Below are 12,292 nucleotides of genomic sequence, written 5' to 3'. Positions count from 1 at the left end.
GACACGCCGATTTCGCGAGCAGGCTCGCTCCCACACTGGTTTGGACTCGGTTCTCAGGCTGGTTCCATTTCCCTTGGCTCTGCAACCGCCGCCACCGCAAACCGGTCCGCCAGGAACGGTGTGATGTCCAGCGGCAACGGTTCGTCGTTCACCAGTTTGTCCAGCAGCACCCCGGTGATGGCCGAGGTCAGGATGCCGGTGCGAAAATGCCCGCAGGCGTTGAGGTAGCCCTCCACGCCGCGCATCGGCCCAAGGATCGGCAATTCGTCCGGTGAGCCGGGACGCAGGCCGGCCCAGGTGCGTTTCAGGTTGATGTCGGCCAGTTGCGGGATACACCGCACCGCACCTTGCACCAATCCCACGATCTCTGGGTAAGTGGTGGTCACGTCGAACCCCTTGTCTTCCGTAGTGCTGCCGATCAGGATTTCGCCGTTGTCCTTCTGCGCGACATAACAATCGCTGGTGGTCAGACAGCCCCTGAGGATTTTCGGCATGCGCTCGGTCAGCAGGATCTGCCCCTTGACCGGCTTGACCGGAATCCGCACGCCTGTCGCCTGCTCGCTCAAGTCCGCCGCCCAGGCGCCGGCGGCATTGATCAGCGTGCGGCATGTGAATGCGCCGGCTTCGGCGGTTCCCACACCTGTCACCCGAGTGCCATCACGCAACACCTCTGTCACGTGGGTGTTGAAGAACAGATCAACACCATTCTGCCGCGCGCCCTCGGTGTAGGCGTCAGCCAGGCGGAACGGGCTGACCTGGTGGTCGCAGAGAAACTCCAGCGCGCCCAAGGCCTCATGGCTGACATTCGGCTCGGCCTCGCGCAACGCCGCCTGGTCGAGCCAGCGCACCTGATCAGCCAGATGCGGAATGCAGGCGACAATGTGCTCGGCGTAAGAACGGTCTTCATCGTCATAGATCAAGAACTTCAGCCCGGTCTCTTCAAACTTGAAATCCATGCCGTGACGCTCGATCAATTCCTTGTGCAATTGCGGGTACATCGCGTTGGACTGCAAGGCGAAATCGAAAAACGCGTCAGGCAGGATATGCGGCGTGCTGGCATCCACCGCCACGGCCGCGCCTTGGGCCTGGCGCTTGCGGTTGGCCGACATCATGCGAAAAAAAATCACCCCGCAGCCCAGCCCCACCGACTCGCCGATGGCCCATAGGCCGCCGGCCGACGCGCGGGTGGCGTTGCCCGGACGCTTGGCATCGATCAGGGCGATTTTCAGGTGCTTGCGCTTGGACAGTTGATAGGCGCAGGACGCGCCGATCACTCCACCACCGGCGATCACGACGTCATAGTGCCTGATCATGGGAAACCACCTCCGAGTCGTCGTTCTGGAACGCAGAGAAAGGAATCGGATCGATCGGAAAGCGTGGCCGCAGCCAACCCACATCGGTGCGTCCGGTGGCTTCGCGCAGACGGTCGGTGCAATAGCCGACACATAGGCGACCCTGGCAATCACCCATGCTCACGCGGGTGCGCATCTTCAGGCTGGCCATGTCTTGCACGCCCTGTTCAAGGGCGCGGTCGATGTCGGCGCGGGTGGCGTGTTCGCAGCGGCAGATCACTGTATCGGCGGCTGGCAGCGCGACTTGGCCGGCGCCGCGCCGGGTGTAACGATCAACGCCGGCGCGAAAGCGAATGATCCGGTCCAGTTGGGTCTGATAACGCTTGCGACGCTGGAGCGCCGTGGCTTCATCGAGGACATTACGCTGCAGCAGGACCGACAGCGCCGCGATGCGCCCGCTCAACATGGCCGCTTCACCGCCGCGAATCCCGCCCATGTCGCCCGCGAGGTGGACATGCGCTTCGCTGCTGCGCTGCCAGGCATCGGACACGGCGCGCAGGTAGCCGTCTTCGCTGAAGCCATGGTCAAGCCCCATCTGTTGGCTCAACTGCGTGCGCGGGATAAATCCGTAGCCGACCGCCAGCGTCTGGGCCGACAGCTGTTCAGCCCGTTCAAGGTCCGGCTTCCAGTCGGCGGAGTAAGGCGCAACGGTCACGCTGCCCAGTTCACCCTCGCCCTCGGCGCGCACCACGCCCCAGCCATAGCGCAGCGGAATGCGGTGCCGCTTGAGGTACGCCAGCATGCCCAGGCCATCGAGGAATAATTGCGGTTTGTTGAGTAACGCCAGGCTTTCCCTGGCGATCCTGCCGAATGCACAGGCTTCGTAGACACCCGCCACGGTGACGCCCGAGGCGTGCAGCTGGCACGCCACCAAAGGCAGCAACGGGCCGGTGCCGGCGATCAGCACCGGGCTCGGCGGTTTGACCACGCCGCTCTTGATCTGCAATTGCAGGCCACCGAGCATCATCACGCCGGGCAGCGTCCAGCCAGGAAACGGCACACTGCGTTCATGACAACCGGCTGCCAGGATCAATTGGGAATAGGCCACTTCCCGCAAGCGCTCGTCGGCGTCCAGCAGCATCAAGGCGCGAAACCCCTCGACACCGATGACCCGACTGCCCAATCGCACATCAATCAGCCCGGCGTTGCGCTGGAATTCCCCATGGAGCTTTTCCAGGGCCTCGCTGTAACGCGCGCCCAGGTAATCCAGGCTCACGCCATCGCGCAGCGGCCCGCGGTACACCACGCCGCCCAGGCGTGGCGCCTCTTCGAGCAACGTGCAACGCAGACCGTTGGCAGCCAGCTCGATGGCCGCCGCCATACCCGCCGGCCCGCCGCCGACAATCACCGGATCGAGGTTCATGGCGCCTCCGTTACGGCGATGCGGTTGGCCCGGGTTTCGATCTGCATGCCCGGCCGCACCAGCGTCTGGCAGGCCCGCCGCTTGTGGCGGCCATCGATCTTGACGAGGCAGCATTGGCAGATGCCCATACCGCAATAGGCCCCGCTGAGCTGGCCGTGGTCGTTGCAGGCCACCTGGCGCCGCCCCAGAGCCTGGATGACGGTGAGGACGGTCTCACCCTCGGCGGCCTCAACAGCCTGACCGTCCAGGCGTACGGTCATGTCGGCCCGTTTCAGCGGCTGAATATCGAATTTTCGGCGTAGAACATCCTGGGAGTTGATCATGCGACTCTTCCTTAAAGATCAGTAGGTCTCGGCTCCTTGCGCCACGTACCAGCAGCTTCCCCGCCAGAGCCCGCCAGCACAGCGGCAGAACACAGCGCCGGACGCAGCATGATGGTGCGTGCGGGAATATGTTAGGGATTATTTGTGACGAAGTATTGATCCAGGCCAGTGAATGCATCTGCCGGCGCCCATGAACTTTTTTTCAGAAAGCCGACAGGTAATCTTTGGCAGAATGCTGCGCAATAGCTCCATTTCCCAACCGGTAACGCCCATGAACCGTATCCTGACCATCGAAGACGACGCCGTCACTGCCCGTGAAATCGTCGCCGAACTGACCCGCAACGGCCTGGACGTCGACTGGGTCGACAACGGCCGCGAGGGCCTGGAACGGGCGGTCAGCGGTGACTACGACCTGATCACCCTCGATCGCATGCTGCCCGAGCTCGACGGCCTGGTGATCGTCACCCAACTGCGGAGCATGGGTGTGGCCACGCCGATCCTGATGATCAGCGCCCTTTCCGATGTCGACGAGCGAGTGCGTGGCCTGCGGGCCGGCGGCGACGATTACCTGACCAAGCCGTTCGCCACCGACGAAATGGCCGCCCGGGTCGAAGTGCTGCTGCGCCGCAACAACGGCGCCCGCGAACCGGAAACCGTGCTGCGGGTGGCGGACCTGGAGCTGAACCTGATCAGCCGCGAGGCCAGCCGCAACGACCAGTTGTTGAGCCTGCTGCCCACCGAATACAAGTTGCTCGAATTCCTGATGCGCAACAGTGGCCAGATCCTCTCGCGCATGATGATTTTCGAAGAAGTCTGGGGTTATCACTTCGACCCGGGCACCAACCTGATCGACGTCCACATCGGTCGCCTGCGCAAGAAGATCGACCCGCCGGGCCTGGAACCGCTGATTCGCACGGTAAGAGGCTCCGGTTATGTCATTGCTGAACCCCGCTAAGGGCTGGCGCTCCTCCAGCAGCCGCCTGCTGGCGCTGTACAGTTCGCTGTTCGTGATCTGGAGCGCGATCCTGATGGGAGTGATGTATTACGAGGTGTTCGGTTACCTCGACAGCCTCGCCAAGCATTCGCTGATGCAGCGCCAGCACCTGTTTGCGCGGATCCATGGCGAACAGCTGGAAGACGCGCTCATGGCCAGCCTGTCGCTGGATGAACGCGGCGTCGACGCCTACGGCCTGTTCGACCCGCAACTGCGCCATTTGAGTGGACCGATCCAGCACATCCCCGCCGACCTGCCCCTGGACGGCAAGATCCATATGCTCGGTGGCTGCGTCGACTCCGACGACCCGATGATCCCTTCCGACAGTTGCGACGCGGTCGCGACCCGCACCCAGGACGGCCGCTGGCTGGTATTGGCGCGGGACAACGGCTCGCTGTTCGCCGTGACCCGCATCATCCTGCACGCGCTGCTCTGGGGTGTCTCGTTGACCATCCTGCCGGGCATCGCCGGCTGGCACCTGTTGCGTCGTCGGCCGCTGCGGCGTATCCGCGCCTTGCAGGCCAGCGCGGAAGCCATTGTTGCCGGCGACCTGACCCATCGCCTGCCGCTGTCGAGCCGTCGCGATGAACTGGACATGCTGGCAGCCATCGTCAATGCCATGCTCGATCGCATTGAACGGCTGATGAATGAGGTCAAGGGCGTCTGCGACAACATCGCCCATGACTTGCGCACCCCGCTGACGCGCCTGCGTGCCCAGCTTTATCGCATCCAGCAGGAAGCGGCGGATGGCTCTCCGGAAGCGCTGCAGATGGATCAGGTGATTGCCGAAACCGATACGCTGATGGCGCGGTTTCGCGGTCTGTTACGGATTTCGGAACTGGAGGACCAGCAGCGCCGCTCCGGTTTCGTGCGTCTCGATCCGTTGCAACTATTGCAGGAACTGCATGATTTCTACCTGCCGCTGGCCGAAGAACGCGAGCTGGCCTTCACCCTGGAAGTGCCCGACAGCCTGCCCTTGCTCAACGGAGATCGGGCGTTGCTGTTCGAGGCGGTGTCGAACCTGTTGAGCAACTCGATCAAGTTCACCCCGCCGGGCGGCGAGGTGATCCTGCGGGGCGTCGACCAGGGCGACAGCAGCCGCATCGAGGTGCTCGACTCCGGTCCTGGCATCCCCGAGGCGGAACGCAAGGCGGTGTTCCGGCGCTTCTACCGCGCCGAGGGCAGCAGCCAGCACGGCGGCTTCGGCCTGGGCCTGTCGATCGTTGCGGCGATTGTCACCTTGCACGGGTTTACCCTGGAAGTGGATCGCAGCGAGCTGGGTGGGGCGCGGTTGGCGCTGGATTGTCGGGCGACGTTGCTTTGATGACGCAGTCCCGTGGATGACGCGACCCCATGGTTTATGCAGTCCCCGTGGCGCGGGAGCTTGCTCCCGCTCGGCTGCGCAGCAGTCGCAAGCTGACAGGCGCGGTGTGCCTGAGGACTGCTGATTCGACAGGTTCGGGATCGCTGCGCGCTCCAGCGGGAGCAAGCTCCCTCGCCACAGGATCGCGTCGGGCTTAGGAATCAGGCCGGATCGCTGCGATGCAGCGGCGTGTTGTAAAGCTCATAGCGCAGTTCATCGATCAGCTTGTTCAAGCCTTCCTCGGAGCGAACACTGTCGACGCTCATGCCGCTCACCACCAGGTCGACCTCGCCGCTTTCCTGGCGATACAGGCGAATGGTCAGTGTGCCGTCGCCATTGAGGCTGCATTCACAGGCCAGCGGCGCAAAGCTTTTCTCGAGTCGGGTACGTAACGGAGCCAGATGGGTCATCTGTGCACCTCAGCTTCGAAGTCGCAAATGACCGGTGGCCATACCCGGCCTCCTGGCTCCCGCAGACGTCCTGTCGATCTCACATTTGAACGGTTTGCTGCACATCGTGGCGTATTCCTTGACTGTTGCGTGGGGACGCGACATCAACAGCAATGCCGCACCCTCCCAGCCTAAGGACGTTGCGGCCTGAGCAGAACCTGAATTTGCACCAGAGCGCCAGGTGCATTTGCACTGGCTATCATGGCGCCTTCATTCGCCATTCATTCGCAAACAAGCCCCGTTCCCGCGCCCAGACAATTGCCTCGCTGCGGCTATGGACGTCGAGTTTCGAATACAGCGTCGCCACGTGATTGCGCACGGTGTTGGGGGCCAGCTTCAAGCGCGCGGCTATTTCCTTGTCCGCCAGACCCTCGCAAATCAGCCCCAGTACATCACGCTCCCGGGCCGTCAGCTCGGTGAAAGAGGTCGTCGGGGTCTGTGCATTGATGCTCTTCACATTGGCCAGTTTTTCGATCAGGGTGCGGCTGAACCACGACGCGTCCTTCATCACCTCTTCGATGGCCGCCACCAGCTCCAGCTCCGAGCGCTTGCGCTCGGTGATATTCATCAGCACCAGCAGGAAACACGGTTTGTCCTGGATGATGACGGTATCGGCCGCCACTTCGCAGTCGATCTGCTCCCCGCCTTTTTTGTGCACCTTGACGTCGATCCTGGACACGGTGGCGGTCTTTTCCAGGCGCCCGAACAACGTCGAGGCCGCCTCTTTGTCGAGAAAGCCGATTTCATCCACGGTGCGGCCCAGCAGCTCTTCGCTGGCATAACCCGTCGCCTGGAGAAAGGCCTCGTTGATTTCCGCCAGTTGCAGCTCGGCGCTGCAGATCAACGTTGGCACCGGCGACAGTCGGAATGATTTGGCAAAGCGTTCCTCGCTCTGGCGCAGCGCTGTTTCGGCCTTGCGTCGCGGCTCCATGTCCATGAACGAAAACAGCATGCAATCTTCATCGTGCAGGTCCAGCGGCTGGCCGGCGACAATCACCTGTTTATTGGTGCCGTCCGGCAAGCGCAGTTCCGCCTGCATCTGCGGGATGGTCGCGCCCTGCCCCAGGCGCTCGACGGCCAGGTCGCGCTTTTCGGCGGCCTCAAGGACATCCAGTTCATACACCGAACGGCCGATCACCTGTTCGCGGCTGTAGCCGGTCATTTCGAGGAAACCCGCGTTGACCTTGATATAGCGCAAATCGCTGAGACGGCAGATCACCGCCGGTGCCGGGTTGGCGCCGAAGGTTTTCTCGAAGCGCTGTTCCGCGCTGGCCCATTCCGTGGCGTCGCTGAGAATCAGCACGAGGTATTCCGGCGCGTCGTTGCGGTCGGTCAGCACCATGCTCCGGATGCGGTGCACCCAGGTGCGGTCCGGATCGGCCACCGGCGTCACCTCGACCAGCACATCGCTGAATTCGTCGCCGCGAGCGACCCGGGCGATAGGATAGTTGTCTTCAGGCAGCGAATGATTGTTGCGATAACGCAAACTGAACCGCCGGGCATATTCCTTGGCATTGGCGCCCAATTCGCCAAGCTCCTTGACTCCATGCATGACTAACGCTGCTTCGTTGGCCCAGGCAATCGTCTGGTCGACTTCAATCAGCATCACGCCATCCGATAGCCCGGCGATGATCTGCAGCAGCTGGCGGCGATTGGTATCGGTGCTCGGGACTTCCAGATTCATTGATTCTCCATGAGGGTCAGAGGCGCATGGTGGTTACGACTGCTGCATGAGATACACGTTCCCTGCATGGGAAGCGTCAGGTTTTTCCGGATCAGCGTTGCCTGGCGGCCGTATCGATGCTCACCACCACCGACATACCCGGCCGCAGCCGTTCGCTTTCGGGCTGGTCCGGATCCACGGTGATGCGCACCGGTACGCGCTGGGCAATCTTGACGAAATTGCCGGTGGCGTTGTCGGCCTGCAACAGACTGAACTCGGAGCCGGTGGCCGGGGAAATGCGTTCGACATGCCCCTGGAATCGGCGGTGGCCGAGGGCATCCACGGTGAAGCTGGCCGGCTGGCCGACCCGCACCTTGTCCATCTGGGTTTCCTTGAGGTTGGCGATCACCCACTTCTGGTTCGGCACCAGCGCCATCAACTGCGCTCCGGAATTGACATAGGCGCCCAGGCGCACGCCGATCTGCCCCAGCTGGCCGTCCCGTGGCGCCAACACGCGCGTGTTGGACAGGTCGATGCGCGCCAGTTGCACCGCTGCCTCGGCGCTGGCAACCGCGGCTTCGAGGGAGCCGCGGTTGACGATCACGGTTTGCCGGTCCTGCCGGGCAATTTCCAGGCTGGCCTGGGCCTGGGCGACGGCTGCGGTGGCTTGGGCGCTGGCGGCGCGGCTGAGGTCCAGTTCACGCCTGGATACCGAACCGTCCTTTATCAGCTCCTCGTTGCGGCGCAGGTCGGCAGTGGCTTTGCGGGCCTGGGCCTGGCTGTCGGCCAGCGCTGCCTGGCGCAGCTTGATGGTCGCCTCGGCGCTGTTGCGCTGCTGCACAACGTTGGCCAGCGCGGCCTGCTGCACCGCCAGTTGCGCCAGCGCCTGGTCGAGCCGTTGCCGGTAGATGCGATCATCCAGGCGCACCAGCAGATCACCGGCCTTGACGAACTGGAAGTCCTGCACCGGGACTTCATGGACATAACCACTGAGCTGCGGCCCGATGATCGTCACCTGCCCGCGCACCAAGGCATTCTCGGTGGTTTCCACGGCGCTGCTGAACGGTGGCAATTGCCAGGCGTAAAGCACCACCAGCACACCGACAATCGCCACGGCGGCGAACCCGAGGGATGAAAGCATTCGCACTCGCAGGGAGCGCGGTTTTGTCGCCGGAGCGGCAGGAGGCGCCTGGTCTTCCGGCGTATCGGCGATGGCATTGGTGGTCGTGGTGGTCGGTTCGGTCATGGAGGAGTGGCACCGCTGGGTTGTGGCGAAGGAGCAGGCGCTGCGGCGGGCTGGGTGGTGCTCATCAGCCACAGCGCACGAATGGAGATCCAGATCATCGTCAGCACGGCAATCACCGCGATCAGCATGAACACATCGTTATAGGCCAATATGTTGGCTTCACGGGTAGCCGCCGCGGCAAGGCTGCGAAGGCCATGCAGGTGACGCAGGCCCGGATCGGCAATCAGCGAACCCACCGCCGAACCACCGCTGTCGACCCGCGCGGCGACGCGAGGGTCGAACTGACTCAGGTTCTCCACCAGATGGCTGGAATGGAATTTCTCGCGCACCACCTGGAACGTGCCGAGCACCGCGGCGCCCACCAGGCCGCCGAGGCTCTGGCAGATCCCGAACAACACCGAAAAACTCACCAGGTTGCGCGGGTTGGTCAGCACATTGCGCACACCCAGGATCATCGTCGGCCCGAGGAAAAACGTGCTGCCGAACGCCAGCAGGAACTGGCTCAAATACATGTTTTGCGGACGGCTCAGGTTGTTCGAATAACTGTCCATCACCGACCCCGTGGCCATCAATGCCAAGGAAATGATCAGCGGCATGAACAGGTGCGCCGGGTTGATCGTCAGCGCGCTGGTCACCAGTCCGGCGATACTGCCGACCAGCATCACCACGTAAAGGCTGTGCATCTGCTGGCTGCTCATGTTCAGCGCTTGCAGGAACCCCACCGCCCCGGTGGACTGTTCCGAGGTCACCATGCGGATCAGAATCACTGCCAGGGCCAGACGGATCATCACCCCGCTGCCGAGCCAACGCGTCATCAGCATCGGATTGCTGCGGTTATGTTCGATCGCCAAGCCTGCCAGGATCAATACGATGGAGGCCGCCGAGGCCACGCCGATCCATGGCGCTTCCAACCACCAGTCGATGCGCCCCAGCGACAGCACCGCGCACAACAAGGCGACGCCGCTAGCGAGCACGGTGAAGGTCAGGAAATCGAGTTTTTCAAAGGTCTTGAAGCGATCCCCCGGCGGCAATTTGAGCAGCAGCACGCAACCCAACGACAGCAGCGCCATGCCCAGCTCGAACAGGTACAAGCCACGCCATTCGGCGATTTGCAGCAGATCCTCGGAGAACAGCCGGGCCATCGGCAACGCCAGCTGCGAAGTGCCCAGCCCCAACACCAGCGCCTTGAGCCGCCACTTGGCCGGAAAAGCCTGGACCATGTAATACAGGCCCAGGGAACTGAGGGCCGCACCGACCATGCCATGGGCCGCGCGCACGGCGATCGCCGAGTTCAGGTCGTTGACGAACAGATGACCGAAGGTCACCAGGGCGTAAAGCGCCAGGAACACCTCGGTGAACGCGCGCAAGCCGAACTGCTGGCGAAACTTCACCAGCAGCAGATTCATCGAGACGTTGGTCATGACGTAGGCCGCGGGCAACCAGGCCATCTCTGCCGTGGTGGCTCCCAGGGACCCTTGCAGATAAGGCAGATTGGCGATCACCAGCGAATTGCCCAAGCCCCCGGTCAACGCCACCAGCACGCCAACCAGCGCGTAGGCAAGCCGCTTCGGCGTGGGATGCAACGGCGTCGAGGGCGAACCGGGCAGCGTCGGCCGTTCGTGCGGCTGCCAGGCGCGCGGGGTGTAGTGATCCATTCAGAAACCTTGCGGATACATGGCGACAATAGATCGCTGAAAATTTCGCAGATGCCTGTTCGACGACAAGGAACGCCAAGAAGTGCCGCAGATGCTTTCGTGGCGAGGGAGCTCGCTCCCGCTGGCTGCGCAGCAGCCCCATCACTGGCCACTCGGTGCCGCTGATGCAGCGTCTTCAAGATGGGCTGCTACGCAGCCAGCGGGAGCAAGCTCCCTCGCCACGGACCGAGCTGGTTCAGGCGTCGCTGGCCGGGCCTGCCGCTTTCGAGCGGGCGCGATCCTTGGCGGCCTTGGCCTCGGCGGCCAGGCATTCCAGGCAGAACTGCTCGGCGTAAGACATAAGGATTTCGGTGGTGTCGCCCTTGATCGTGCGCGAGCCGGCGAGGATGTAGCGCATGCGTTTTTCCGTGATGCCGATGCGCAAGGCAATCCAGGCCGGCGTCTGGCCGATGCGGTCGACCAGTTTGTTGGCGTATTCGGTGGAGTGGTTGTAGCGCTCGGCATTGGGAAACATAGGGGGTCCATGGCAAGGGGATCAAAACAGGGCGGCAGGTTACTCCTTTTTGCGCTGGCGGCCTGTTTTTGTGCCTGTTCGATGACTGAAAACGCCGCCGATGCTCTTGTGGCGAGGGAGCTTGCCCCCCCCCGCGAAAGCCTTATCGGCAGGCCATTCGACTAATGTCTTAGACCAGTCATCGCACAACCCGGGCTCCTCGCACCTATGCTGAGAATACCTTTTTCCTTCACAGCAAAGCCTTTCCAGCCTAAAGGAACGTCTCTATAAACCTGGGAACACCTACCCATCAACGGCCACCCGGAAGAAAAATCGCAGTAATGGCCAGTTGACAAGAATCAGCCGCCACCAAATAATCTCCGCCATGTTGTACGACGACGTATAACAAATAAAAACAACAAAAAAGCAAGGGAGCGTCAGAGTGAGCACACGTGTCCGTTTTTCGCCCAAGAACCGTCCAACCCGTCCTTTTTCCACATCGCATGTCGCCCTGGGGCTGATCAGTTGCAGCAGCCTGGCCATGTTTTTGCCCATGACCGCCAGCGCCGCGGGTTTTGTCGATGATGCCAAAGCCACGCTGAATCTGCGCAACGCCTATTTCAACCGCAACTTCGTCAACGACGCCGCCGCCCAAGGCAAGGCCGAGGAATGGACGCAAAGCTTCATTCTCGACGCCAAGTCCGGTTTCACCCAGGGCACGGTCGGTTTCGGCGTGGACGTGCTCGGCCTGTACTCGGTCAAGCTCGACGGCGGTCGCGGCACCGCCGGCACCCAGTTGCTGCCGGTGCACGACGACGGTCGCCCGGCCGATGACTTCGGCCGTCTGGGCGTGGCCCTCAAGGCCAAGGTCTCGAAGACCGAGTTGAAAGTCGGCGAGTGGATGCCGGTGCTGCCGATCCTGCGTTCCGACGATGGCCGTTCCCTGCCGCAAACCTTCCAGGGCGGCCAGGTCACTTCCACCGAGATCAACGGCCTGAGCCTCTATGGCGGCCAGTTCCGTGGCAACAGCCCGCGCAACGACGCGAGCATGGAAGACATGTCGATGAACGGCCGCGGTGCGTTCACTTCCGACCGTTTCAACTTCGGCGGCGGCGAATACGCCTTCAACGAAAAGCGCACCCAGGTCGGCGTCTGGTACGCGGAACTGTCCGACATCTACCAGCAGCAATATTTCAACCTGACCCACAGCCAACCCATGGGCGACTGGACCCTGGGCGCCAACCTTGGCTACTTCATCGGCAAGGAAGACGGCAGCGCCCTGGCCGGCGACCTCGACAACAAGACCGCGTTCGCCATGCTCTCGGCCAAATACGGTGGCAACACCTTCTATGTCGGCCTGCAGAAAGTCGGCGGCGATGACGCCTGGATGC

11 protein-coding genes are annotated in these 12,292 nt (G+C 62.7%); 3 read left to right on the top strand and 8 right to left on the bottom strand.

All coding sequences use genetic code 11. From position 1 onward, the window contains the following. Positions 1-53: 53 nt before the first annotated feature. From hcnC to hcnA, 3 genes are read right to left on the bottom strand one after another with little or no spacing between them, the layout of a single operon-like run. A complete protein-coding gene (gene hcnC, locus ACE04F_RS23310; protein ID WP_486110092.1) occupies positions 54-1,313 on the bottom strand; it encodes a cyanide-forming glycine dehydrogenase subunit HcnC in 1,260 nt (419 codons plus the stop codon). Next, entirely contained in the window at positions 1,297-2,715 is a 1,419-nt protein-coding gene (gene hcnB, locus ACE04F_RS23305) for a cyanide-forming glycine dehydrogenase subunit HcnB (protein WP_486110091.1), read from the bottom strand. Before hcnB ends, hcnC begins: the two co-directional genes overlap by 17 nt. After that, positions 2,712-3,038 (bottom strand): cyanide-forming glycine dehydrogenase subunit HcnA, encoded by a 327-nt coding sequence (hcnA, locus tag ACE04F_RS23300; RefSeq protein ID WP_486110090.1) that lies wholly within the window; start codon positions 3,036-3,038, stop codon positions 2,712-2,714. The genes hcnB and hcnA overlap by 4 nt, the downstream gene beginning before the upstream one ends. Before the next feature lie 271 nt (positions 3,039-3,309). Between hcnA and ACE04F_RS23295 the strand changes: the two genes are divergently transcribed. Next, positions 3,310-3,993, top strand: a complete 684-nt coding sequence (locus tag ACE04F_RS23295) for a response regulator transcription factor (RefSeq protein ID WP_486110089.1) — start codon at positions 3,310-3,312, stop codon at positions 3,991-3,993. Continuing rightward, positions 3,971-5,356, top strand: a complete 1,386-nt coding sequence (locus ACE04F_RS23290; protein ID WP_486110088.1) for a sensor histidine kinase — start codon at positions 3,971-3,973, stop codon at positions 5,354-5,356. Before ACE04F_RS23295 ends, ACE04F_RS23290 begins: the two co-directional genes overlap by 23 nt. A 200-nt stretch (positions 5,357-5,556) precedes the next feature. Here the strand turns inward: ACE04F_RS23290 and ACE04F_RS23285 are convergent, their stop codons facing one another. From ACE04F_RS23285 to ACE04F_RS23265, 5 genes are all read right to left on the bottom strand, one after another. Continuing rightward, entirely contained in the window at positions 5,557-5,805 is a 249-nt protein-coding gene (locus tag ACE04F_RS23285; RefSeq protein WP_486110087.1) for a DUF1652 domain-containing protein, read from the bottom strand. A gap of 238 nt (positions 5,806-6,043) precedes the next feature. Next, positions 6,044-7,528, bottom strand: coding sequence for a helix-turn-helix transcriptional regulator (locus tag ACE04F_RS23280; protein ID WP_486110086.1), 1,485 nt, complete (start codon positions 7,526-7,528; stop codon positions 6,044-6,046). A gap of 91 nt (positions 7,529-7,619) precedes the next feature. Further along, positions 7,620-8,753, bottom strand: a complete 1,134-nt coding sequence (locus tag ACE04F_RS23275) for an HlyD family secretion protein (RefSeq protein ID WP_486110085.1) — start codon at positions 8,751-8,753, stop codon at positions 7,620-7,622. Next, on the bottom strand, positions 8,750-10,408 hold the full coding sequence (locus ACE04F_RS23270) for an MFS transporter (protein ID WP_486110084.1): 1,659 nt from the start codon (positions 10,406-10,408) through the stop codon (positions 8,750-8,752). Before ACE04F_RS23270 ends, ACE04F_RS23275 begins: the two co-directional genes overlap by 4 nt. Positions 10,409-10,643: 235 nt before the next feature. Continuing rightward, entirely contained in the window at positions 10,644-10,922 is a 279-nt protein-coding gene (locus ACE04F_RS23265) for a hypothetical protein (RefSeq protein ID WP_434601158.1), read from the bottom strand. A gap of 421 nt (positions 10,923-11,343) precedes the next feature. Here ACE04F_RS23265 and ACE04F_RS23260 point away from each other — a divergent pair. Further along, positions 11,344-12,292, top strand: a 949-nt coding sequence (locus ACE04F_RS23260; RefSeq protein ID WP_486110083.1) for an OprD family outer membrane porin, incomplete at its 3' end; no start/stop codon positions are given.

The sequence above is a fragment of the Pseudomonas sp. AGC41 genome, assembly GCF_057334555.1.
This window is presented reverse-complemented; position numbering and strand designations above follow the sequence as displayed.